This window comes from Streptomyces colwelliae, assembly GCF_048158785.1.
Classification (GTDB): Bacteria; Actinomycetota; Actinomycetes; order Streptomycetales; family Streptomycetaceae; genus Streptomyces.
Window position 1 is genome coordinate 1 of sequence record NZ_JBLTJC010000163.1, and the last position, 22,711, is coordinate 22,711.

Annotated in this window: 21 protein-coding genes and 2 tRNA genes; 19 read left to right on the top strand and 4 right to left on the bottom strand. The window is 70.1% G+C overall.

Features of this window, described 5'->3' with window-relative positions; translation table 11 throughout:
• The first annotated feature begins 444 nt into the window (after positions 1-444).
• The 5 genes from proB (at position 445) to ACNFOC_RS29445 (ending at position 5,457) form a co-directional block, all read left to right on the top strand.
• Complete coding sequence (gene proB / locus ACNFOC_RS29425; protein ID WP_416962118.1) at positions 445-1,551, top strand: glutamate 5-kinase; 1,107 nt, start codon at positions 445-447, stop codon at positions 1,549-1,551.
• Between the two features lie 177 nt (positions 1,552-1,728).
• Positions 1,729-2,187 carry a DUF8830 family protein gene (locus ACNFOC_RS29430; protein ID WP_019063252.1) on the top strand — a complete coding sequence of 153 codons (459 nt, stop codon included), beginning with the start codon at positions 1,729-1,731 and terminating at the stop codon, positions 2,185-2,187.
• A 103-nt stretch (positions 2,188-2,290) separates the two neighbouring features.
• A complete protein-coding gene (locus tag ACNFOC_RS29435; RefSeq protein WP_365300361.1) occupies positions 2,291-3,577 on the top strand; it encodes a glutamate-5-semialdehyde dehydrogenase in 1,287 nt (428 codons plus the stop codon).
• A gap of 120 nt (positions 3,578-3,697) precedes the next feature.
• Positions 3,698-4,279, top strand: coding sequence for an SCO2584 family spore wall biosynthesis protein (locus ACNFOC_RS29440; protein WP_489653619.1), 582 nt, complete (start codon positions 3,698-3,700; stop codon positions 4,277-4,279).
• Between the two features lie 89 nt (positions 4,280-4,368).
• Entirely contained in the window at positions 4,369-5,457 is a 1,089-nt protein-coding gene (locus ACNFOC_RS29445) for an SCO2583 family membrane protein (protein WP_416962108.1), read from the top strand.
• Positions 5,458-5,621: 164 nt separating this feature from the next.
• Here the strand turns inward: ACNFOC_RS29445 and ACNFOC_RS29450 are convergent, their stop codons facing one another.
• Positions 5,622-6,746: a M48 family metallopeptidase gene (locus ACNFOC_RS29450; protein WP_416962109.1), complete on the bottom strand. Its 1,125-nt coding sequence runs from the start codon at positions 6,744-6,746 to the stop codon at positions 5,622-5,624.
• A gap of 101 nt (positions 6,747-6,847) precedes the next feature.
• Here ACNFOC_RS29450 and ACNFOC_RS29455 point away from each other — a divergent pair, with 101 nt between their 5' ends.
• The 7 genes from ACNFOC_RS29455 (at position 6,848) to ACNFOC_RS29485 (ending at position 11,221) form a co-directional block, all read left to right on the top strand.
• Complete coding sequence (locus ACNFOC_RS29455; protein ID WP_019063257.1) at positions 6,848-7,009, top strand: hypothetical protein; 162 nt, start codon at positions 6,848-6,850, stop codon at positions 7,007-7,009.
• A 133-nt stretch (positions 7,010-7,142) separates the two neighbouring features.
• Complete coding sequence (locus tag ACNFOC_RS29460; protein ID WP_033285922.1) at positions 7,143-7,304, top strand: hypothetical protein; 162 nt, start codon at positions 7,143-7,145, stop codon at positions 7,302-7,304.
• 67 nt (positions 7,305-7,371) lie between these two features.
• Complete coding sequence (gene nadD, locus ACNFOC_RS29465; RefSeq protein WP_026151393.1) at positions 7,372-8,061, top strand: nicotinate-nucleotide adenylyltransferase; 690 nt, start codon at positions 7,372-7,374, stop codon at positions 8,059-8,061.
• Between the two features lie 16 nt (positions 8,062-8,077).
• A complete protein-coding gene (locus ACNFOC_RS29470) occupies positions 8,078-9,805 on the top strand; it encodes an LCP family protein (RefSeq protein WP_416962110.1) in 1,728 nt (575 codons plus the stop codon).
• A gap of 144 nt (positions 9,806-9,949) precedes the next feature.
• A complete protein-coding gene (rsfS, locus tag ACNFOC_RS29475) occupies positions 9,950-10,393 on the top strand; it encodes a ribosome silencing factor (protein ID WP_416962111.1) in 444 nt (147 codons plus the stop codon).
• Complete coding sequence (locus ACNFOC_RS29480) at positions 10,390-11,055, top strand: histidine phosphatase family protein (protein ID WP_416962112.1); 666 nt, start codon at positions 10,390-10,392, stop codon at positions 11,053-11,055. The genes rsfS and ACNFOC_RS29480 overlap by 4 nt, the downstream gene beginning before the upstream one ends.
• Before the next feature lie 93 nt (positions 11,056-11,148).
• Positions 11,149-11,221: transfer RNA gene (locus ACNFOC_RS29485), tRNA-Ala, on the top strand.
• A 70-nt stretch (positions 11,222-11,291) separates the two neighbouring features.
• On the opposite strand, the gene ACNFOC_RS29490 is transcribed toward ACNFOC_RS29485, so the two are convergent.
• Positions 11,292-12,137: a helix-turn-helix transcriptional regulator gene (locus ACNFOC_RS29490; protein ID WP_416962113.1), complete on the bottom strand. Its 846-nt coding sequence runs from the start codon at positions 12,135-12,137 to the stop codon at positions 11,292-11,294.
• Between the two features lie 208 nt (positions 12,138-12,345).
• On the opposite strand from ACNFOC_RS29490, the gene ACNFOC_RS29495 reads away from it, so the two are divergent.
• From ACNFOC_RS29495 to ACNFOC_RS29510, 4 genes are all read left to right on the top strand, one after another.
• Complete coding sequence (locus ACNFOC_RS29495; RefSeq protein ID WP_416962119.1) at positions 12,346-13,722, top strand: MFS transporter; 1,377 nt, start codon at positions 12,346-12,348, stop codon at positions 13,720-13,722.
• 68 nt (positions 13,723-13,790) lie between these two features.
• Positions 13,791-13,964: a hypothetical protein gene (locus ACNFOC_RS29500; RefSeq protein WP_019063265.1), complete on the top strand. Its 174-nt coding sequence runs from the start codon at positions 13,791-13,793 to the stop codon at positions 13,962-13,964.
• A gap of 3 nt (positions 13,965-13,967) precedes the next feature.
• Positions 13,968-14,201, top strand: coding sequence for a hypothetical protein (locus tag ACNFOC_RS29505; RefSeq protein WP_003976229.1), 234 nt, complete (start codon positions 13,968-13,970; stop codon positions 14,199-14,201).
• A 135-nt stretch (positions 14,202-14,336) separates the two neighbouring features.
• Positions 14,337-14,409: transfer RNA gene (locus ACNFOC_RS29510), tRNA-Ala, on the top strand.
• A gap of 126 nt (positions 14,410-14,535) precedes the next feature.
• On the opposite strand, the gene ACNFOC_RS29515 is transcribed toward ACNFOC_RS29510, so the two are convergent.
• Both ACNFOC_RS29515 and ACNFOC_RS29520 read right to left on the bottom strand, forming a co-directional pair.
• Positions 14,536-16,149 carry an NADH-ubiquinone oxidoreductase-F iron-sulfur binding region domain-containing protein gene (locus ACNFOC_RS29515; protein WP_363097268.1) on the bottom strand — a complete coding sequence of 538 codons (1,614 nt, stop codon included), beginning with the start codon at positions 16,147-16,149 and terminating at the stop codon, positions 14,536-14,538.
• Entirely contained in the window at positions 16,146-17,480 is a 1,335-nt protein-coding gene (locus tag ACNFOC_RS29520; RefSeq protein WP_416962114.1) for a cytochrome b/b6 domain-containing protein, read from the bottom strand. Before ACNFOC_RS29520 ends, ACNFOC_RS29515 begins: the two co-directional genes overlap by 4 nt.
• 445 nt (positions 17,481-17,925) lie before the next feature.
• On the opposite strand from ACNFOC_RS29520, the gene leuS reads away from it, so the two are divergent.
• From leuS to ACNFOC_RS29535, 3 genes are all read left to right on the top strand, one after another.
• Entirely contained in the window at positions 17,926-20,814 is a 2,889-nt protein-coding gene (gene leuS, locus ACNFOC_RS29525; RefSeq protein ID WP_416962115.1) for a leucine--tRNA ligase, read from the top strand.
• 152 nt (positions 20,815-20,966) lie between these two features.
• Positions 20,967-21,698 (top strand): hypothetical protein, encoded by a 732-nt coding sequence (locus ACNFOC_RS29530; RefSeq protein ID WP_416962116.1) that lies wholly within the window; start codon positions 20,967-20,969, stop codon positions 21,696-21,698.
• A gap of 162 nt (positions 21,699-21,860) precedes the next feature.
• Positions 21,861-22,706, top strand: coding sequence for a DegV family protein (locus tag ACNFOC_RS29535; RefSeq protein ID WP_416962117.1), 846 nt, complete (start codon positions 21,861-21,863; stop codon positions 22,704-22,706).
• Positions 22,707-22,711: the final 5 nt, after the last annotated feature.

Consider the following 22,711-nt stretch of genomic DNA (forward strand, 5'->3'; position numbering starts at 1 on the left):
GCGTGGAGGTGCGAGCGATTGCGCTGCGTCGGCCACAACAGCGTGCGGCGGCCGGGGCGTTGGCGGAACCGGGGCAGGGACCCGAGGCGTGAGGGGCGGCTGAGCCTGCTCCCGACCGCGTCACGTGACCGCGGGGCCGAGTCCGATCGCGCGAGGTGGCTGGGCGTGGGTCGGTCTGGTTGAGCCGGGCGGGTGTGGGTGCGGGTACGTCACGGCTGGCCGCGCCCTAGAAGACGTGGGCCGACCCGAGTTTTCAAGGGGCGCGGGGCTGTGTCGATATGCGGCTCCGCCGCGTGGGCGCGACCAGCCCCCACCGGGCCGCACTCTGCATACAACCCTCCTGTCCGAGACCTGGACCAACGTGCACAGGGCAACCCGGTTCGCGTAGATTGCCAGCCGGATCTACCCGAGGGGACGTCGCACGTGGCAGGGGCAAGGCAGGCCGTGACCGAGGCCCGCAGGATCGTCGTCAAGGTGGGTTCCTCCTCGCTGACCACCGCGGCCGGCGGCCTGGACGCCGACCGGGTCGACGCGCTCGTCGACGTCCTCGCCAAGAGCCGCAGCGGGGGAGAGAAAGAGGTCGTCCTCGTCTCCTCCGGTGCCATCGCCGCCGGACTGGCCCCGCTCGGACTGCGCCGCCGCCCCAAGGACCTGGCCCGTCAGCAGGCCGCCGCGAGCGTCGGCCAGGGCCTCCTGGTAGCGCGCTACACCGCCTCGTTCGCCCGTTACGGCATCCGCGTCGGCCAGGTCCTGCTCACCTCCGACGACATGAGCCGCCGCTCCCACCACCGCAACGCCTCCCGCACCCTCGACAAACTCCTCGCCATGGGCGCCCTCCCGATCGTCAACGAGAACGACACCGTCGCCACGGACGAGATCCGCTTCGGCGACAACGACCGGCTCGCCGCCCTCGTCGCCCACCTCGTCCACGCCGACCTGCTGGTCCTGCTCTCCGACATCGACGGCGTCTACGACGGCGACCCCAGCAAGCCGGGCACCTCGCGGATAGCGGAAGTACGCGGGCCCGCCGACCTCGCGCACGTCGAGATCGGCAGCGCGGGCAAGGCCGGCGTCGGTACCGGCGGCATGGTGACCAAGGTGGAGGCGGCCCGGATCGCCGCCGCCGCCGGCATCCCCGTCGTGCTGACCAGCGCGGTCCACGCGACCGACGCGCTGGGCGGCGGCGACACCGGAACCTACTTCCACGCCACCGGAAAGCGTTCCGCGGATCGGCTGCTCTGGCTCCAGCACGCGTCCACCCCCCAGGGCTCGCTGACGCTCGACGACGGTGCCGTACGCGCGGTCGTACAGCGCCGGATGTCGCTGCTGCCGGCCGGAATCGCCGCCGTCGAGGGCGAGTTCAGCGCGGGCGACCCCGTCGAACTCCGCGACGGCGCCGGGCACGCGGTCGCCCGGGGTCTCGTCAACTTCGACGCCAAGGAGATCCCCCAGCTGATCGGCCGCTCCACCAGGGAACTGGCGCGGGAGCTGGGACCGTCGTACGAGAGGGAAGTCGTCCACAGGGACGACCTGGTGATCCTGCACCCGTAGACCCGGCGAGGCGCCCGGTCGAAAATCGCGGGAACGCCGATCGCGGGCGACAGCCGTGAGGTGGACCTTCCGTAAAAGCGCCACGCGGACGCCTTGGGCCTGCTCAACTTTGCTCAGGGACACATCCGCGCGAGCACTGAAGCTCGCCCCTTGCGTAAGGAGGCCGTCGTGAGACGAGTGCGCCCTGGGGCGGCGGCGTCCCGCGGTGGTGCCACCTCCCGCGCGCCCGGCGAGGAGCGCACGCTGACGAGCGTCGCGGCCGGCGCCCGGTACGAGGGCGAGGAACCCAAGGATCTGCCCCGGCTGTGGCATGTCACCCTCAGCGTCTCCGGCGGCGAGGCCCCGCTGAAGGAGGTGCGGCGCGGTCTGGAACAGCTCGCCCACGACCACCCCTTTCTGCTGACCAGCCGTTACGCCAACGACCACGCGGAGATCCGCTACTGGGAAGAGGCCCGCGACCTGCACGACGCGGCCGCCGTGGCGCTGCGCCTGTGGGGCGAGCACCGTCAGACCGCCAAGCTGCCGCCGTGGGAGATCGTCGGCCTGGAGGTCATCGACCGCGAGACCTACCACCAGCGCATCTCCGAGGGGTACGGCCCGCTGCCCGCGACCCCGGTGGGCGTACATCCGTTCTAAGACCCTCAGGGTCTGTTGTGAGCCGTCCTCGGCGCCTTCCGTGCTTGTCTCGCGCTTTGGGATAGCCGGTGGACGCCTTCGCGGGGCGCACTACCCTTCCCTCATGACCACGCTCTCGCCGTACGACTCCCTGTCCCCGGTCACGCAGGCCGCGTACCGCGCCAAGTCCGCCGCCGCCGACCTCGCGCCGCTGCCGCGCGCCGAGAAGGACGACGCGCTGCTCGCCATCGCGGACGCGCTGGAGGTCCGTACGAGCGAGATCGTCGAGGCCAACGCCAAGGACATCGCCAAGGCCCGCGCCGCCGGCACCAGCGAGACGGTCATCGACCGGCTGACGCTGACGCCCGAGCGCGTACGGGCCATCGCCTCGGACGTACGGGACGTCGTCGCGCTGCCCGACCCGGTCGGCGAGGTCGTCCGCGGCTCGACCCTCCCGAACGGCATCGACCTGCGCCAGGTCCGCGTCCCCCTCGGCGTCGTCGGCATCATCTACGAGGCCCGCCCGAACGTCACCGTCGACGCCGCCGCCCTCTGCCTCAAGTCCGGCAACGCGGTCCTCCTGCGCGGCTCGGCCTCCGCCTACGAGTCGAACACCGCCCTCGTGCGCGTCATCCGCGACGCGGTTGGCGGCGCCGGACTCCCCGCCGACGCCGTGCAGTTGGTACCCGGCGAGAACCGCGAGAGCGTGCGTGAGCTGATGCGTGCCCGGGGTCTCGTCGACGTGCTCATCCCGCGCGGCGGCGCCTCCCTGATCCAGACCGTCGTCAACGAGTCGACCGTCCCCGTGATCGAGACCGGCGTCGGCAACTGCCACGTCTACGTCGACGCCGACGCCGACCTCGACATGGCGATCGACATCCTGATCAACTCCAAGGCCCAGCGGCCCAGCGTCTGCAACGCGGCCGAGACCCTCCTCGTCCACCAGGACATCGCCCCCGAGTTCCTGCCGCGCGCCCTGGACGCCCTCGCCGAGGCCGGCGTCACCGTGCACGCCGACGAACGCGTCCTCGCCTACGCCAAGGACTCCGAGGCCACCGTCGTCGAGGCCACCCTGGAGGACTGGGACACCGAGTACCTCTCCTACGACATCGCCGCCGCCGTCGTCGACTCGCTCGACAAGGCCGTCCAGCACATCCGGCTGTGGAGCTCCGGCCACACCGAGGCGATCGTCACCAGCTCCCAGCAGGCCGCCCGCCGCTTCACCCAGCTGGTCGACTCCACCACCGTCGCCGTCAACGCCTCCACGCGCTTCACGGACGGCAGCCAGTTCGGCTTCGGCGCCGAGATCGGTATCTCCACCCAGAAGCTGCACGCACGGGGCCCGATGGGCCTGCCGGAACTGACGAGCACCAAGTACATCGTCACGGGCGACGGGCACATCCGGCGCTGAGGCCCCGCCGTCCGGCATATGCGGATGGCATAGCGCCTCGTCGGGGGAGAGACGTCTCACACAACGGATGAATTTCCCTACCGCCTGCCCAAATTGACCCCCCAGGTCTACTCTGGAGAGGTGCCGGAGGACGTGGGGGGCAGGCCGTTTCCTGACGGCTGGGAGCCCGACGACGACCACGACCGCGGAATGTCGGACGAAGAGTTCGCATCCGTGGTCTTCGACGAGGCCTTCATACGGGCGGCCGTAGTACACGAGCCGACCGCCGTCGAGCGCCTCCTGGCCGCCGCGCAGGCGAGAGCCGAGGCCTCCGAGGCCGAAGCCCGCCGCGCGCAGCACGGCAGACGCGCGCGAGGCGACGACGATCCGTTCGAGGACGCCTACGGACGCGAATTCGGCCATGATCCGGAACTCGACGACCTGGACGACCCCGATGTCGTCGAGGGCCGCTACGGCGCCCCGGGGACCTACGGCAAACAGGTCCGCTGGCACCGTCCCGTCGCCTGGCTGCTCGCCCTGGTGATGGGCATCGGCATGGTCGCCCTGGCTTTCTCTGCGGTCTACCGCGGCGCCTCCTCGGGCGGCAGGGACCGCGTCCCGCCCCCGGCCTCCACCGGCGTGGAACAGGGCACGGCGGCGGCACCCTCCGCTTCCGCCGACAACTCCCAGCCACCGCTGTCCGCGGTCCCGCGCACGCCCTGAGCGAGCTGTGAGCGCCCCGGTGAGAACCTGTCAGAACTTGTCGTGTACCAGGGCGTTTACCTGAGGCTCCAGAGACCTACTCTGAAAGTATGGGCGGTCCAGGAGACCCACCTGAGGGCACGCCCGAGGGCGCTCCCGGTGGTGGTGAGGACGAGTATCGATCCGTCGTCTTCGACGAGTCGTTCGTCCGCGCTGCCCGCCTCCAGGAGTTCTCCGCGCACGAGCGCCTGGCCGACCACGCCCCCGCCGTCCGCCGCCGCCCGGCCCTGCGCCGCGGTCTCTCCCGCCAGGCCCTGATCCTGGTCATGCTGATCGCCGTCGCCTTCGGCACCGCGATCTACATGGGCGTACGGCACCCCTACACGACCCCCACGGCCCAGCAGCCCGTCGAGCCCCTGCGGATGACCGTCATCCCGCTGTCCCCCCAGGGCAAGGTGCCGGGGGCGGCCGACGCCGAGTCCCTCTACGCGCACAGCCCCGCCGCGCAGTTCAGCGTCGGCGCCGAGGGCGTGCCGCTGCCGGCCGCGCGGCGCACCGCGCACTTCTCGGACAGCCAGGTCATCGCCGCCCTGAGCACCGCCAAGGACTACATCGTGGAGTCCTCGCTCTACCCGGCGGTCCTCACCGGCGGACAGATCCGCCCCGCGCGTGTCCTCGTCGACCCGGACCAACTCGACCAGTTCGACCAGAGCTTCGAGCACCCGACCGCCGACGGCCGGCACGAGCCCACCGGATGGCTGGTTCGCTTCGACCCCTCACGCGTCCAGCTGGCCGACCGCAAGATCCGTGTGCAGGGCACCCTGGCCGCTACCGAGATCGACTCGTCCACCCTCGAAGTCACCGCTGACGGAACCTTCGTCTACGCGCTGCGGCCCACCGGCACGACGGCCTCGGCCGGCTCCGGCGACCAGGCCCAGGTGTCCCTGTTCACCGTCCGCCGCGAGCTCCACTTCCGCTTCGACCGCGACGACCTGCGCATGCACCAGGCCCAGATCGTCGTCTCCTACGTCCAGGCCGGGCCCCTGTCCTGCGCCGAGGACTCCGTGACCCATCTGCGCCCCCTGCTCGCCGGCCAGACCGCCAAGGCGGGCGGCCCGGCCGGCACGGACCCGTACGCGACGGGCAGCGCGACGGCGCTGTGCGGGTCACTGGCGACTAGCGCGCAGCCGAAGGTGTGAGTTTCCCGAGTCCGAAGGTGTGAGTTTCCTGAATTTCCGCACCCTCGGGAGGCCGTGCTCGGAAGGTGCCGTGCACGGCCGTCGTACCTGAGCGAGGCTGCCGTACGTGAGTGAGGTCGGCCCCCGCCGTGAGGGCCGGCCCCGTCCGTAGGCTCGGTGGGTCCTCAGTCGCGCGGCGGTGTGTCGTCCGTGGGCGGCTGCTCGGTGCCGTTGGCCGAGCCCGACGGCGGCTCGTCCTGCGGGGTCGAACTCGCGAAGCCGCCGAAGCCGCGCCGCACTCGGCCGCCCAGGTCGCCCGCGCCGCCGGCGAAGTCGCTGACCAGCTTCATCAGCGGGTCCTTGGAGCTCTTGACGTTGCTGGCGTAGCTCGCCGCCGACTCGCGGAACGAGTCCGAGACCGAGGTGTCCTTGTCCTCGCTGCGCCGCGGGTAGTGGCCGTCCATGATCCGCTGGTAGTCGCGGGACTCGGCCCACTTCTTCAGCTCGGCCGCCCGCACGGTGGTGAACGGGTGGGAGCGGGGCAGCACGTTCAGGATCTTCAGCACCGAGTCGCGCAGGTCGCCGCCCGACTCGAACTCCTCGGCCTGCTTGAGGAAGGCATCCACGTTCATCTCGTGCAGGTGGTTGCCGCCGGCGATCTTCATCAGGCCGCGCATCGAGGCCCGCAGGTCCTGGCCGACCAGCAGACCCGCGCGGTCGGCGGACAGCTCCGACTTGCGGAACCACTCGCGCAGCGCCGTCACGATCGCCAGGATCGCGAGGTTGCCCAGCGGGATCCAGGCGACCTTCAGGGCGAGGTTGGTCAGGAACAGCAGGATCGTGCGGTACACGGAGTGGCCGGACAGCGCGTGGCCCACCTCGTGGCCGACGACCGCCCGCATCTCCTCCTCGTCGAGCAGCTCGACCAGGCCGGTGGTGACGACGATGATCGGCTCGTCCAGGCCGATGCACATCGCGTTGGGCTGCGGGTCCTGGGTGACGTACATCGGCGGGACCTTCTCCAGGTCCAGGATGTAACAGGCGTCCCGCAGCATGTCGTTGAGGTGCGCGAACTGCTGATCCGACACGCGCACCGAGTCGGACAGGAACAGCAGCCGCAGACTGCGCTCGGGCAGCAGTCCGCTGAGTGCCTTGAACACCGTGTCGAACCCGGTCAGCTTGCGCAGCGCCACCAGGGCGGAGCGGTCGGCCGGGTGCTCGTACGCACGCGAGGAGATCCCCGGGAAGCGCCTGCGCTGCCTGCTCGGCACGTTCTCGTGCCCGTTCTGCTCGTGGCCGTCTTCGGACATGTGGTCCCCCATGTGCGTGTGAGTGCCCTGAGTGCCCCCGAAGCAGAGCCCAGCCTAGGCGGATATACCGTGGACGGGCAGTACAGCGAAGGAGTCAACGCATGGAGCCCCATTCCGCAGCCGCCTGGCTCGCAGAGGCCGCGAACGCCGCCCCCCGGCAAGGATCGGGGGACCTGCTCAAGGTCGTACTGATCGTGATGTTCCTCGGCTGCATCCTGACCGCGTGGTTCCTGCTGCGCGGGTACAAACAGAAGGACGACTGAGGCGCCCGTCGAGTTCCCTGCCGACGCCCATGTCGCGTTCCCAATGGCGGAGTCGGCGTGATCGCCGCCGGGGCGCCCGCTTACCATGGGCCGACATCTTTATCCCGCCCACACCGGATAGGTTCTGCTGAAGATGAGCATCCACGGCACTGCTGCCCAGTTGGTCACTCTTGCCGCCGAGGGGGAGGGCGGGGGCAACCACGAGAGCCTCCAGCCGATCATCACCGGTGGCGGCGCGTTCATCGTCCTGATGCTCCTGCTGTGGATCACCACCCGCTTCAACCGCGACCGCTAGGTTCTGCCCGTTCTGTCCGCCGGACGGGTCTCGGGGCCTTCACACCGGGCCGGTAGGGTCTGCACGCATGGGAGAGCAGGACATGCCTACCGGTCCGGCGAACGACACGACGCGTGGCACGGAGATCCGAATGGCGAACGGCCCGCGCAACAACGGCCCGTCGAACCCCGGCAAGCGCCGTCTCGGCGTCATGGGCGGAACGTTCGACCCGATCCACCACGGGCACCTCGTGGCGGCCAGTGAGGTCGCCGCGCAGTTCCACCTGGACGAGGTGATCTTCGTCCCGACCGGTCAGCCGTGGCAGAAGACCGACCGCAAGGTCGCGCTGGCCGAGGACCGCTACCTGATGACGGTCATCGCGACCGCCGAGAACCCCCAGTTCTCGGTGAGCCGTATCGACATCGACCGCGGCGGCCCCACCTACACGACGGACACCCTGCGCGACCTGCGTGCGCTCAACCCCGACGCGGACCTGTTCTTCATCACCGGCGCCGACGCCCTCGGCGCGATCCTGACCTGGCGGGACGCGGAGGAACTGTTCTCCCTCGCGCACTTCATCGGGGTCACCCGCCCCGGCCACACGCTGACCGATCCGGGCCTCCCGGAGGGCGGCGTCTCGCTGATCGAGGTTCCCGCACTGGCCATCTCCTCCACAGACTGCCGTGCGAGAGTCGCGAAGGGAGATCCCGTCTGGTACCTGGTGCCCGACGGAGTCGTGCGCTATATCGACAAGCGCGAGCTGTACCGCGGCGAGTGAGCCGAGAGGGGCACCGGTGAACGACCGATACGACGCCGGGTACGGCGGCGACCAGTACGAACTCGTCGGCTACGACGAATACAACCAACCTGTCTACCGGCAGGTCCCGGCCCAGCAGACCCAACAGCCCCCGCAGCAGCAGCCGTACGACCCGTACGGGCAGCAGCAGCAACAGGGCTACGCCTACGACCCGTACGCGACCGGCACCCAGCAGCAGCCGCCCCAGTACGACACGGGCACCCAGCAGCCTCCCGCCCAGCAGCCCTACGACACGGGCCGGCAGGCGCCCCAGTCCGGCTACGACCCGTACGCCACCGGGACGACGACGGCCTACGACCCCTACGGGCAGACCGCGGCCAGCGGACAGCAGCCCCGGGTCGCCGAGCAGACCGCGTACATCCCGCAGCAGTCCGGGCCGGCCGAGGACACGGAAGCCCCGAAGGCCCCGGAGGCGGGTGAACGGGACTACCGCACCGAGCAGTTCGCGTTCGTGGAGGAGCCGACCGACGACTCCGAGGACGTCATCGACTGGCTGAACTTCACCGAGAACCGCACCGAGCGCCGCGAGGAGGCCAAGCGCCGTGCCCGCGGCCGCATGGTCGCCCTCGTCGTGGTCCTCGCGCTGGTCGCGGCCGGCGGTGTCGGCTACCTCTGGTACGCCGGGAAGCTCCCCGGAGTGTCCTCGTCATCCTCGAAGTCCGGCACCACGACGGCCGCGGGCGCCCAGAACCGCGACGTGATCGTCGTCCACCTGCACAACACCGCGAAGGGCGGCACCTCTTCGGTGCTGCTCGTCGACAACACCACCCTGAAGCAGGGCACCACCGTGCTGCTGCCCAACTCCCTCGCGCTCACGGACGACGACGGCAACACGACGACGCTGGCCAAGTCGGTGGACGACGACGGCACCTCCGGGACCGTCGACCAGCTCAACACGGTCCTCGGCACCGACATCGAGGGCACCTGGCGGCTGGACACCCCCTACCTCCAGAACCTGGTCGACCTCGTCGGCAACATCGACATCGACACCAACGCCGACGTGCCCGACCCGGCCGCCACGAAGAAGAACGCGGCGCCCCTCGTCAACAAGGGCAAGGACCAGACCCTCAGCGGCAAGATGGCCGTCGCCTACGCCACCTACCGCGCGTCCGGCGAGGCGCAGAACGCTCAGCTGGAGCGGTTCGGCCAGGTCATGCAGGGCGTGCTGCGCCAGCTGACCTCGGACCCGACGGCGGCGACCACCACCGTGCAGACGCTGGCCCAGATCCTGGACCCGCCCCTCACCGACAAGGACCTCGGCACCTTCCTCGCCAAGCTCGCCGACCTCGCCAAGAGCGGCGACTACAAGACGGCCCTGCTGCCCGTCCAGAACGACGGCACCCTGACCGCGCAGGCCTCGGCCAGCGTCGTCAAGGACATCCTCGGCGGCACCGCGAAGAGCCCCGACGAGGGTTCGGCGGTCCGGGTCGCCGTCCAGAACGCCACCGGCGTGAAGGACGACACCGAGAAGGCCCGTGTCGTCCTCCTCAACGGCGGCTTCACCTTCCTGGAGGCCGGTACACCCTCCACGACCTCGGCCACGTCCAAGATCACGTACTCCGACGCGGCCGACAAGGAGAACGCCACCGAGGTCGCCAAGACCCTGGGCCTGCCCACCAGCACCGTGACCAAGGGCACAGTCTCCGCGAACGCGGACGTCTCGGTGGTCCTCGGAGAGGACTACAAGCCGTCGTCGTCCTCGTGACGTCGTCGTGACGGAGAGCATGCCCCGGAGGCCGGAGCCGGTGTCCGGACCGGCGTCCGGGGCATGATCCGTTATTCACGTGGGGGGCCGTCCGCGGTCCGTGAGACCCTTGAGGTCTGTTGACCGCCGACCGAAAGCCGCGTAGTGACCGCCACTGACCGCTCCATCGAGCTCATCTCCGCCGCCGCCCAGGCGGCCGCCGACAAGCTCGCGCACGACATCATCGCCTACGACGTCAGCGACGTGCTGTCGATCACGGACGCCTTCCTGCTGGCCTCCGCTCCCAACGACCGTCAGGTCAAGTCGATCGTCGACGAGATCGAGGAGCGGCTGGGCAAGGAACTCGGCGCCAAGCCGGTGCGCCGCGAGGGCGACCGCGACGCCCGCTGGATCCTGCTCGACTACGTCGACATCGTCGTCCACGTCCAGCACAGCGAGGAGCGCGTCTTCTACGCCCTGGAGCGGCTGTGGAAGGACTGCCCCGAGCTGGAACTCCCGGCCGAGGCCAAGGCCACCCGCGGCAAGGCTGCCGAGCACGCCAAGCTGCAGTCCGAGGAGGACGCCTCCGAGTTCGGGGAGGTGCGGTGACCGCCGGGGCCGACGGCCGCAAGGCGGGCCGGGGCCGCCGCGTCATCCTGTGGCGCCACGGCCAGACCGCGTGGAACGTGGAGCGCCGCTTCCAGGGCACCACGGACGTCGAACTCACCGAGACCGGCATCGGCCAGGCCCGCCGTGCCGCCCGGCTGCTGGCCTCCCTCAAGCCGGACGCGATCGTCGCCTCCGACCTGAAGCGGGCGGCGAACACGGCCGCCGAACTGGCCGCCCTCGCAGACCTCGACGTCATCCACGACGAGGGCCTGCGGGAGACCTACGCGGGCGTCTGGCAGGGACTGACGCACGAGGAGATCATCGCCCGCCACGGCGAGGAGTACGCCGCGTGGAAGCGCGGTGAGCCGGTGCGCCGCGGCGGCGGCGAACTGGAGACCGAGGTCGCCGACCGGGCCGCCCCCGTCGTGCTGCGGCACGCCGAGAAGCTGCCCGAGGACGGCACCCTCGTGGTGGTCAGCCACGGCGGCACGATCCGCACCACCATCGGGCGTCTCCTCGGTCTGGAGTCCCAGCACTGGGAGAGTCTCGGCGGCCTCTCCAACTGCTGCTGGTCCGTGCTCGGCGAGGGCGCCCGCGGCTGGCGCCTGCTGGAACACAACGCCGGCACGCTCCCGGAACCGGTGCTCGGCGACGACGACTGAGCGGCCCTCCAAGGCCCCGACCCCGGATTTCACTTTCCGGCAGGTCGCAGGCTAAAGTTCTTCTTGTTCGCCCGCCGAGCGGGAAGAACACAAGGGGCTATAGCTCAGTTGGTAGAGCGCCTGCATGGCATGCAGGAGGTCAGGAGTTCAATTCTCCTTAGCTCCACAGATCGACACTCTTGAGTTGTCAAGGATCGAGAGTCGTCCACGATCGAATCGATGAGATCCCATCCCTTTCAGGGGTGGGATCTTTTCGTCGCTGTCAGCGCCTGCGCGCGGAGCCGAGTCTCCTCGTCGGCCGGGGTGTAGACCACGATCCGGCATTCCGGCATGCCGTTGACCGACAACGACACCGACGTCATCCGCATCTCGCCCACCTCCGCGTGCCGGAACGTCTTCACCCGCCGCCCCGGCTCCGCCACGTCCCCGCTCTTCCACAGCCGCGCGAAGAGCGGACTCGACGCCGACAGCCCGCGTATGAACTCCTCCCAGGCGGGCTCGCCGGTATGCACTCCGTAGGCCGAGCGCAGAGTCGCCACCATCACCGGTAGCTCCGTCTCCCGGTACAGCAGCGGACACTCCTCCGCCGGCACCGTGAACAGCTTCCACAACACGTTCGGCATCGGGCCCGACGGCAGCGGCTCCGGCCAGAACACCGTCCGGTAGGGGGAGTTGGTGGCGAGGATGTCGTACCGCGAGTTGTAGACCACCGCCGGGCGTGGCTCGAGGGCGTCGAGGATGCCCTGGATCTCCGGCCCCACCGACCGCGCGATCACTTCCGGAGGGTGCGCGTACGGCACCTCGGCCAGGTGATACAGATGTTCGCGCTCCGGCGCGTCGAGCCGGAGTGTGCGCGCCACGGCGTCCAGCACCTGCGCCGACGCGTTGATCGGCCGTCCCTGTTCGAGCCACGTGTACCAGGTGACGCCCACTCCGGAGAGCTGCGCGACCTCCTCGCGGCGCAGTCCCGGCGTGCGGCGTCGAAAACCCGGCGGCATGCCGACGTCGTGCGGTGTCACCCGGGCGCGCCTGCTGCGAAGAAACGCGGCCAGCTCGGGCCGGCGGCGCTGTGTCGTCCCCATCCCCATCGTCACATCCCCCATGTTCGACGCCCGACCCGGTCCGTGCCAGGTGCTGCCAGTACCAGCATCAGCGGGCTCTCGGCACCCGTACCGGAGCGCCCCCACGCTCGACCGCATGACGACATCACCCCGGACGGAACCGGATTCCGCACCCGTTCCAACTCCTGCCACCAGTAAAGACCCCGGCACTGACAATCGCCGCGGGCCGATGCTCGCGGTGCTGCTCGCGGCCCTGTTCATGGCGCTGCTCGACGTGTTCATCGTGAACGTCGCCGCCCCCACCATCGGCACCGAACTCCACGCGTCCGGCGCCGACTTGCAACTGGTGATCGCCGGCTACACCATCACGTACTCGGTGCTGCTGATCACCGGCGCCCGGCTCGGCGACTGGCTCGGTCACGCCCGGGTCCACCTCGCCGGGCTTGCCCTGTTCACCACCGCCTCGCTCGCCTGCGGGCTGGCCCAGGGCTCGACCGAGCTGATCGTGTTCCGCCTGATCCAGGGGTCCGGATCGGCGCTGATGATCCCTCAGGTGCTCAGCCTGATCCAGCGGAACTTCGTCGGCGAGGCCCGGATGCGGGCGCTCGGCGTCTACTCGGCGGTCATCGCCGTCGGCGCCGCGGCCGGGCAGATCCTCGGCGGTGTCCTGGTCAGCGCCGACCTGTTCGGCACGAGCTGGCGACCGGTGTTCCTCGTCAACGTGCCCGTGGGAGTCGTACTCCTGTTCCTCGGCCGGCGCGTGCTGCCGCGGGACGCCGGGGCGGAGCCGGAGCGCGCGCGGGCCTTCGACGTGCCGGGTCTTGTGCTGCTCGCCTCGGCGGTCTCGCTGCTGACGGTGCCGCTGGTGCTGGGGCAGGAGGAGGACTGGCCGACGTGGTCGTGGCTGTCGCTGATCGCGGCGGCGGTGCTTTTCGCGGCGTTCTGCGTGTACGAGTCCCGGCTCGCCCGGCGTGGGGGAGCGCCGCTGATCGCACCACGTGTGCTGCGTCACCCGGGCATGGGTCTCGCCGTCTTCCGGATCCTGGCCGTGATGGCCGTCAACGCCGGTTTCCTGTTCGCGCTCACCCTGCACGTCCAGGGCGGCCTCGGCTTCAGCGCGCTGCGTGCCGGTCTCACCTTCGCGCCGACCGCGGTCGTCTTCGGAGTGGTCGGTCTCACCTGGCGCAGGTGGCCGACGGCCTGGCAGCGTGCGCTGACTCCACTCGGATTCGTGATCACGCTGCCGTCCATCCTGGGAGTCGGCCTGGCGTTCGAAGGCGGCGACCGCGGCGGGGCCGTACTGTACGTGGCGTACGTCGGCGTGGGGGCCGGGCTCGCGCTCGCCTTCAGTCCGACGCTGACGCGGGCCCTCGCGACGGTGCGGCCCGAGGACGCGGCGGACGCCAGCGGTCTGCTCTCCACGGTCGCGCAGCTGGGTCAGCTGATCGGGGTCGCGGTTTTCGGCACACTGTTCTTGAACCGGCTTGAGTCACTTGGGGCCCCGGGGGCGTATACCTCTGCGGAGGCGCTTTTGGCGTGCATGTTCGCGCTGGCGGGGACGGCCGCGGTGGGGGCCGTGTCCGGACTGGTACTGAGGCGTCGCTGACCGTATTGGTCCGGCCGTGGCAGAATCAAACGGCCGGAGGGGGCGCGGCCCGACGGGAGGGAGTAGCGATGCCTGCGAGCATCATCGAGGAGGTCGACCACCTCTTCGATGCGGCGTTGATACGGGATACGATCACCCGCCTGAGCTGCCCTTCCTGCGGTTCCGCCCACGTGGCCCAAGTCCTCGGTGACAACGGCGGAGTTTCCTACGTGTGCACGGCCTGCGGCCACAGCTGGAGCTGATCGATGGGTGCACACAGGCGAAAGTGCGACTGGTGCGGCAGTGGGACGCCGATCGTCCGTGACATGGAACCGGTGAATCCCGACTACCAGTACTGGTGCGAGGAGTGCGCGCGGGCGCTGATCATAAAAGGCGACCCGATCGAGACGTACCGCGAACTCGAGGGTGAGCCGATCTACGGTCGACTCCTGGAAGAGCACTGCACATTGAAACGGTTCTATTCGTTCGTCACCGCTTGACTGGGGCCGGGACCCCGCGAGAGGAGGTCCCGGCGATCACGGTCACGACCAGGGGGACGGAAACGATTTGGTGGTGCACCGGGTCCACCGGTAATGTTGGCGTCGCCGCCGGGGAGACCTGGTAGCACACCGCACGGGGCTATAGCTCAGTTGGTAGAGCGCCTGCATGGCATGCAGGAGGTCAGGAGTTCAATTCTCCTTAGCTCCACAGAAGTCGAAGGCGGGTCATCCCACGGGATGACCCGCCTTCGGTGTGTTCAGGGGGAGTTGGTGCCGTTCATGGAACGGCGGGCCGCCTTCTTCTTAAGAAGGGGGCGGCCCGCCGTCCGTGTGCTCAGCGGCCCAGGGCCCGCCGGCCGCGGCCCTGGGAGAGGACCGGCAGGTTGCGGGACGGGCCCTTGTCCCGCGCGGTCTCCTCCTCCAGGCGTAGCGCGAGCGCCGGGCAACGGCGCACCGCGCGGAGCGCCTTCGCCTCCGCGTACCGCGGCACCTGGGCCTGCGCGACGGTGGGGAAGCCGTCGGCGCCGAGTTCGAAGACCTCCGGGAGGATGTCCGCGCACAGACCGTGGCCCCGGCACAGCGTCCAGTCGACGTAGATCTTCTGACGGCTGGGACCGTTGTCCTCGGCCTCCGCGCCGCTCGTGATGCCCGCCGGGACCTGTCCGCCCTCGAAGAGCGGCAGAACGCCCTCCACGGGCCTTCCGCAGCCGTTTCCGAGGACGTGGGCGGCGAGGTCGTCCGTGAACGCCTTGATGGTCGACTCCAGGAACATCGCGGAGCCGTCCGGGTGCGAGCACGCGCCGCGCCGCTTCACGGCCTTGGCGACCTGCTTCAGCGCCTCCAGGGCGGCCGGGCCGCCGCCGTTGAGGATGTCCTCCATGCCGCGCGCGGCGGCCGGCAGACCGAGGTAGCAGGGACCGCACTGTCCCGCGCTCTCGTCGGCCAGCCACTGGGCCACGCGCAGTGACTCGCCCAGGGGGCAGGTCTCCTGGGTGATCGGCATGATGGCGCCCGCGCCGAGCGCACCGCCCACCGCGTCCAGGGAGTTGCGGGAGACGATCGCCTCGTTGACCGTCGCGGCGTCGATCCACTTGCCGTGGTAACCGCCCGTCAGCACACCCTGGGGGACCGGCGGAGCGCCGGCCAGCTGAAGGACGTAGCGCAGCGGTACGCCTGTGGGGACCTCGATCACCATGGGGCGGGCGACCGCTCCGGACACCGTGAGCATGACGGTGCCGGGCTCGTCGTAGAGGCCGGTGTTGCCGTAGCGCTCGGGGCCGATACGGGCGGCGATGGCGAGTTGGGCGAACGTCTCGGCGTTCGACAGCAGGGTGGGGGCGCCGCCGACGCCGTTCTGGGAGGCGCTGACCTTGCGGCCGGGCGGGATCGCCGGGCCGCCGTCGATCGAGCGGATCAGCGACGCGGCCGCGCCGGTGACCATGCGGACCGGGTTGCGCTGGACGAACGCCTTCAGTGCCGAGCGGCGGGTGTTGCTCAGGCCGCGTTCGGAGAGTGCGGCCTCCATGGAGCGCTGCGTCGACTCACGGGTGACCCCCACCACGAGCGTGCGGGCACCCAGGGCCTCGGCGACCAGGAGGGCGCCGTCCAGGATGAGGTGCGGGGCACGGTTGATGAGCACCGTGTCCTTGCGGCAGGCCGGCTCGTCCTCGCTGCCGTTGACGACGACGACCGGTCGTACGCCGCGTTTGATCGCCGCTTCGGCGACCGAGCGCAGCTTCTTGTGGAAGGGGAAGCCCGCGCCGCCGCGGCCCTTCAGGTTGATGGCCTCGGAGAGCTTCGCGAGCTGCTCCCCGCCCATCGGTTCGAGCGGCCCGTGCACCTTCAGGTGCATGGGCAGGTCGAGTCTCTCGACAAGGTCGAAGCCAGACGTGAGCTGCGGAAGCCCGACCACGCGGACTTCTGGGACGTCGGGCAGGGCCTCGTTCACCTATAGCCTCCGGAAGGCGTGTTCCAAGGTTCGCCCGAGCCGCCCTGCGCGTCGAAGTCGTACGACGCGTTGGGCGTTTGATCAGTGGCGGGACCGCTGTTGTACGTGTCATTGGGGTTGTACGTACCGGAGGCACCGTTCGACTCACCGGTGTCGTACACGTATCCCTCGCCGTACCCGCCCGTGTTCGCGTTGTTGTTGTACGTGGGGATGTTGTAACCGGTGTCCTGGAGCGGGTCGTAGGCCGACGGGGGCGCCTCGCCGACCGGCGGCGGCGACGGGATCGGCCAGCTGCCGGAGGTACTGCCGCCGCTGTCCGCGCGCGGGACGGCCTGCGTGTTCTGTATGTCCATCGGCACGTTCATGCGCGAGGTCTGGTCGGTGATGAACGGCATCTGACCGGTGGACTCCGGCGTGGCGGTGCGGTAGGCGGCCGCGAAACTGTTCGTGTCGGCCTCCGGGGTCATGGACCTCGTCTCGTACGCGCCGGCGGGGTCCACGCGCGGCATCGACCCGGTCTCGGTGAACGAGGGCTGCCGCGCGGCCCGTCGGCCCTCGGCCGGACGCCTGCTCTCGTAGCCCGGCAGTCCGGACTCGGCCGCGCGGCCGCGGCTCGCGTCGAGTTCGTCGAGACCCGGCCGCTCCTCGTTGCCCAGGAGCCTGGCGACCTTGTCGGCGAACTTGCGCTTGAACGGGCGGGGCGCCGAGCGCAGGGCGAGGGCGGCGGCGACCCCGACCAGGCACAGCTCGTACGAGATCATGAAGAACGGCTTCGCCGCGCGGCCCGCGAACAGGCCGTGGACCAGCGCCGCGCACCAGGCCGGGTAGGCCAGCATGTGCATCGCGCGCCAGCGGGCGGCGACCGGCGCGGGGGACGCGAACTGGTTGCGCAGGGCGCCGGTGATGCCCACGAAGATCATGAGCAGCCCGCCCAGGGAGCCGAGGCCGATGAGCCCGGCGCTGCCCTTCACGCCGAGGCTGAAGGGGATCAGCGCGGCGATCAGGACGGTGTGGTCGAGCGCCAGCTTGACCGTGATGTGCACCACGAGGAACGCGATCGAGCCGACGGCGGTCACCCGGTGGATGCCCTGCGCCACGATCCGCTGGCGGATGTTGAGGATGACCCGGTCCTGGGCGACGAGCCCCCAGATCACCGAGCAGGAGAGGGAGACGAGCGAGAGGACGCCCGCACCAAAGTTGAGGAAGTCCTGTACCTGGCTGCCTCCGGCCAGCACGAACACGGGTATGAAGATCAGGACGACGAGGCTCACCACGCCATAGGCCGAGCGGCCCGGCTTGGGGAGCGAACTGGTACTACGACGAGGGTTCATGGGGGCAACTCCGAGCAGTATCGGGAAAGCGGTCCCGCTGCCGAACTCTAAGTGGCTCCATACCGGTGGGTACGAGGTTTGAGTTATTGCGTTGTTATCAAACGACAATGCGCTTGCTGTGATGTCCCGTAGTGGGTGGTACGCGAAGGTAATCCTTGAACTGGGGTCAGTCCACGCCGCTGTGGACAGGGTGCCAAGGGTGATACGGAAGCGCGTCGCGTTGTGCTCAAGGGCTGCGGTACTCTGACGCCATGCGTGCCGTACGCCTTCTGCTTAGCGAGCCGCGCTGATCAGTCCCGACCACCGGTGAACGGTGAGGTCGGAATCAGCGCGGCGTCCCCTCCTGTGCGAGGGGATTTTTCATTTGCTGGACGTCACATGGTGGATGTCACAGCCTGAAATGTCGCAGCCGCTGGCAGAGACGATCGATGGAGCTTTGAGGATCATGAGCGAGACGAACCCCGCTGCCGCCGCCGAGGTGGTCGCCCCGCACCGCTACACGGCCGCGATGGCCGCGGACATCGAGGCACGCTGGCAGGACTTCTGGGACGCCGAGGGCACCTACGAGGCGCCGAACCCGAGCGGTGACCTGGCCGACGACCCCGAACTGGCCGCCCGCCCCAAGAAGTTCATCATGGACATGTTCCCGTACCCCTCCGGTGCGGGCCTGCACGTCGGCCACCCCCTGGGCTACATCGCCACCGATGTGTTCGCCCGGTTCCAGCGGATGACCGGCCACAACGTGCTGCACACCCTGGGCTTCGACGCCTTCGGCCTGCCCGCCGAGCAGCACGCCGTCCAGACCGGCGAGCACCCCAGGATCACCACCCTGGCCGCCATCACCAACATGAAGTCCCAGCTGCGTGCGCTGGGCCTGGGCCACGACAAGCGCCGGTCGTTCGCCACGATCGACCCCGGGTACTACAAGTGGACCCAGTGGATCTTCGTCCAGATCTTCAACTCCTGGTACGACGACGAGGCCGACAGGGCCCGCCCGATCGCCGAGCTGATCGCCCAGTTCGAGACCGGTGAGCGAGCCGTACCGGGACACACGCGCGCGTGGCACGAGCTGAGCGCCACCGAACGTGCCGACGTCCTGGGCGAGTTCCGCCTGGCGTACGCCTCCGACGCGCCCGTCAACTGGTGCCCCGGCCTGGGCACCGTGCTGGCCAACGAGGAGGTCACCGCCGACGGCCGCTCCGAGCGCGGCAACTTCCCCGTCTTCAAGGCCAAGCTGCGCCAGTGGAACATGCGCATCACCGCCTACGCCGACCGGCTGCTGGCGGACCTGGAGGAGCTGGACTGGCCCGAGGCCATCAAGCTGCAACAGCGCAACTGGATCGGCCGCTCCGAGGGCGCCCGCGTCGACTTCCCCGTGGACGGCGAGAACATCACCGTCTTCACCACCCGCCCGGACACCCTGTTCGGCGCGACCTACATGGTGCTGGCGCCCGAGCACCCGCTGGTCGACAAGTTCACGCCGGGCGCCTGGCCCGAGGGCACGCGCGACGCGTGGACCGGCGGTCACGCCACCCCGGCGGAGGCCGTCGCCGCGTACCGCGCGCAGGCCGGCACCAAGTCCGACGTGGAGCGGCAGACCGAGGCCAAGGAGAAGACCGGCGTCTTCACCGGCGCGTTCGCGACCAACCCGGCCAACGGCGAGCGGCTGCCCGTCTTCATCGCCGACTACGTACTGATGGGCTACGGCACCGGCGCGATCATGGCCGTCCCGGCGGGCGACCAGCGCGACTTCGACTTCGCGCGCGCCTTCGAGCTGCCGATCAACTGCATCGTCGAGCCGACCGACGGCCGCGGCATCGACACGTCGACATGGGAGAACGCCTTCGGGTCGTACGACGCGAAGATCATCAACTCCTCGAACGGCGACATCTCCCTGGACGGCCTGCCGGTGGCCGAGGCCAAGGCCCGCATCACGGAGTGGCTGGCCCGCAAGGGCATCGGCGAGGGCACCGTCAACTTCCGCCTGCGCGACTGGCTGTTCAGCCGCCAGCGCTACTGGGGCGAGCCCTTCCCGATCGTCTACGACGAGGACGGCATCGCGCACTCGCTGCCCGAGTCGATGCTGCCCCTGGAGCTGCCGGAGGTCGAGGACTACTCGCCGCGCACCTTCGACCCGGACGACGCGAACACGTCCCCGGAGACGCCCCTGTCCCGCAACGAGGACTGGGTCGCCGTCACCCTGGACCTGGGCGACGGCCGCGGCCCCCAGAAGTACCGCCGCGAGACCAACACCATGCCGAACTGGGCCGGTTCGTGCTGGTACGAACTGCGCTACCTGGACCCGCACAACGACCAGAAGCTGGTCGACCCGGCCATCGAGCAGTACTGGATGGGCCCGCGCGCGGGGATGCCGCACGGCGGCGTCGACCTGTACGTCGGCGGCGCCGAGCACGCCGTACTGCACCTGCTGTACGCGCGCTTCTGGTCCAAGGTGCTGTTCGACCTGGGGCACATCTCGTCCCCGGAGCCGTTCCACAAGCTGTTCAACCAGGGCATGATCCAGGCCTACGTCTACCGGGACAGCCGGGGCTTCCCGGTGCCGGCCGCCGAGGTGGAGGAGCGCGACGGCGCCTACTACCACCAGGGCGAGAAGGTCTCCCGGCTGCTGGGCAAGATGGGCAAGTCCCTGAAGAACGCGGTCACTCCGGACGAGATCTGCGACGAGTACGGCGCCGACACCCTGCGCCTGTACGAGATGGCCATGGGCCCGCTGGACGTGTCCCGGCCGTGGGACACGCGCGCGGTGGTGGGTCAGTACCGGCTGCTGCAGCGGCTGTGGCGCAACGTCGTCGACGAGACGACCGGTGAGGTCACGGTCGTCGACATCGAGGACGCCGACATCGACGTGGACACGCTGCGTGCCCTGCACAAGGCGATCGACGGTGTGCGCCAGGACTTGGAGGGGCTGCGGTTCAACACCGCCATCGCCAAGGTCACCGAGCTGAACAACCACCTGACCAAGGCGGGCGGCGCGGTGCCGCGCTCGGTCGCCGAGTCGCTGGTGCTGCTGATCGCGCCGCTGGCCCCGCACGTCGCCGAGGAGCTGTGGCGCAAGCTGGGCCGCACCGACACGGTCGTCCACCAGGATTTCCCGGTCGCCGACCCGGCGTACGTCGTCGACGAGAGCGTGACCTGCGTCGTGCAGATCAAGGGCAAGGTCAAGGCGCGCCTGGAGGTCTCGCCGACGATCTCCGAGGCCGAGCTGGAGAAGGTCGCGCTGGCCGACGAGAAGGTCGTCGCCGCGCTGGAGGGCGCGGGCATCCGCAAGGTCATCGTGCGGGCGCCGAAGCTGGTGAACATCGTTCCGGCGTAGTCCTGCGCAGTTTTTCGCCGGGATCGGTGCGAGCGCCTCGGGGTAGTCCCCTACGGGCAGGTCCAGGGTTCCTGTGGAACTCCGGACCTGCCCGTTGCGTTTACCGTTGAAGAGCGGCGCGGCGTGTGCCGCCCGGAGCCGGTGGAGGAGCGTTGGAAGCCGTGATCGCAGTCTTCGCCCTTCTCTTCCTGCTGTTCGTGGTCGTAGGCGGCTATGCGGCGGTCAAGGCGATCGGCGCGGCCAAGCGAGGCGTCGACCGCACGGTCGCGCAGGCCCGGCGCTCGGTCGAGGACCACACCCTGCGCGCCAAGTCCTTCGCCCAGCCCGGACCGCAGGGACAGGTGGCCCAACTCCGGCTCGCGCTGCGCACGTCGATGCGCGCGACCCAGGACGCGCTGCACGCGGGCGTGACCGAGGACGAGTCGCTCAAGGAGTCCCTGGGCCTCTTCGAGCGGCTCAGCGCGCACGGCCGTGAACTCGACGGCGAGCTCAGGCGCCTGGAGTCCGAGCCGGACCGCAGGACCCTCGCCGAGCGGCTGCCCGCCCTGCGCGAGCGCACCGAGCGCATCACGAAGTCGGCGGACTCGCTGCGCTGGGCGGCCCGCGACCGTGCCGGCCGCTTCGCGGAGGACGACCTGGACACGCTGAGCGCCCAGATAGACATGGAGGCCGGTGCCCTGCGGCACTGGACGAAGTCGGAGCACACGACACCTCCGTGGCCCGAGGCCCCGCCCGCCGACGCCACGACGGGCCGGCAGACCTGGCCGGAGCCCCCGCGTTCCCGTCCCGCCGCCGATGAGCCTGCCCCGTCCGCCATCACCCCGCCGGGACGACGCCCCGTCTACCCTTGGCAGAAGAAACCCCGCCCCGAGAGCACGACTTGATCGGGCGGCGCGGCATGAAGGTGCGGGACGGTGTGAGTGCGCGGCATGGGGTGAGCGTGCGGCACGGCGTGAGCATGTGGCACGGTGTGATCCGTCCGGTTCCGGCCCAGGTGAGAGGGGTCGGGCTGCCGCCCGGCCGCTACGGCAGGTAACCTCCAGCTCATGTCCCGCCATGTCGCGATCGTCACCGATTCAACGGCCTACCTGCCGCCGCTGACGATGGAGCGCCACGGCATCACAGCGGTGCCGTTGACCGTGGTTCTCGGCGACCGGGCGCTCGAAGAGGGCACCGAGATCTCGACCCGCTCGCTGGCCCAGGCCCTGCAGAAGCGCCGTCCGGTCACCACCTCGCGCCCCAGCCCCCAGCTCTTCGCGGAGACCTACCGCAAGGTCGCCGAGTCCGGCGTCACCGGCATCGTCTCCCTCCACCTCTCCGCCGAACTCTCGGGCACCTACGACGCGGCGGTCGTCGCCGCGCGTGAGGCACCGGTGCCGGTGCGGGTCGTGGACACCGGGATGGTCGCGATGGCACTCGGCTTCTGCGCACTCGCCGCGGCCGAGACGGCGGAGGCGGGCGGCACGGTGGACGAGGCGGTCACAGCCGCGGAGAAGCGGGCCGCCGGCACCTCCGCCTACTTCTACGTCGACACCCTCGACTATCTGCGCCGGGGCGGCCGTATCGGCGCCGCGCAGGCCCTGTTGGGCTCCGCGCTCGCCGTGAAACCGCTGCTCCAGCTGGAGGGCGGGCGCATCGAACTCCTGGAGAAGGTACGGACGGCGTCGAAGGCGATCGCCCGCCTTGAGGAGCTGGCGGCGGACCGGGCGGGCAGTGCGCAGGTCGACATCGCTGTCCACCATCTCTCCGCGCCTGAGCGGGCGTCGGCGCTCGCGGATCGGTTGCGGGCGCGGGTGCCGGGGCTGGCCGATCTGCATGTGAGTGAGGTCGGGGCGGTGATCGGGGCACATACCGGGCCCGGGTTGTTGGGGGCTGTGGTTTCGCCTCGGTGACGGGG

Bases quoted from the DNA above. Each gene is read 5' to 3' on its own strand.
- ACNFOC_RS29500 (WP_019063265.1), top strand. From the start codon at position 13,791: ATGCCTGCGAGCATCATCGAGGAGGTCGACCACCTCTTCGATGCGGCG.
- ACNFOC_RS29455 (WP_019063257.1), top strand. From the start codon at position 6,848: ATGGAGCCCCATTCCGCAGCCGCCTGGCTCGCAGAGGCCGCGAACGCC.
- ACNFOC_RS29535 (WP_416962117.1), top strand. From the start codon at position 21,861: ATGTCCCGCCATGTCGCGATCGTCACCGATTCAACGGCCTACCTGCCG.
- nadD (WP_026151393.1), top strand. From the start codon at position 7,372: ATGGGAGAGCAGGACATGCCTACCGGTCCGGCGAACGACACGACGCGT.
- ACNFOC_RS29505 (WP_003976229.1), top strand. From the start codon at position 13,968: ATGGGTGCACACAGGCGAAAGTGCGACTGGTGCGGCAGTGGGACGCCG.
- ACNFOC_RS29490 (WP_416962113.1), bottom strand. From the start codon at position 12,137: ATGGGGACGACACAGCGCCGCCGGCCCGAGCTGGCCGCGTTTCTTCGC.
- ACNFOC_RS29520 (WP_416962114.1), bottom strand. From the start codon at position 17,480: ATGAACCCTCGTCGTAGTACCAGTTCGCTCCCCAAGCCGGGCCGCTCG.
- ACNFOC_RS29445 (WP_416962108.1), top strand. From the start codon at position 4,369: ATGGGCGGTCCAGGAGACCCACCTGAGGGCACGCCCGAGGGCGCTCCC.
- ACNFOC_RS29460 (WP_033285922.1), top strand. From the start codon at position 7,143: ATGAGCATCCACGGCACTGCTGCCCAGTTGGTCACTCTTGCCGCCGAG.
- ACNFOC_RS29450 (WP_416962109.1), bottom strand. From the start codon at position 6,746: ATGTCCGAAGACGGCCACGAGCAGAACGGGCACGAGAACGTGCCGAGC.
- ACNFOC_RS29435 (WP_365300361.1), top strand. From the start codon at position 2,291: ATGACCACGCTCTCGCCGTACGACTCCCTGTCCCCGGTCACGCAGGCC.
- leuS (WP_416962115.1), top strand. From the start codon at position 17,926: ATGAGCGAGACGAACCCCGCTGCCGCCGCCGAGGTGGTCGCCCCGCAC.
- ACNFOC_RS29495 (WP_416962119.1), top strand. From the start codon at position 12,346: ATGCTCGCGGTGCTGCTCGCGGCCCTGTTCATGGCGCTGCTCGACGTG.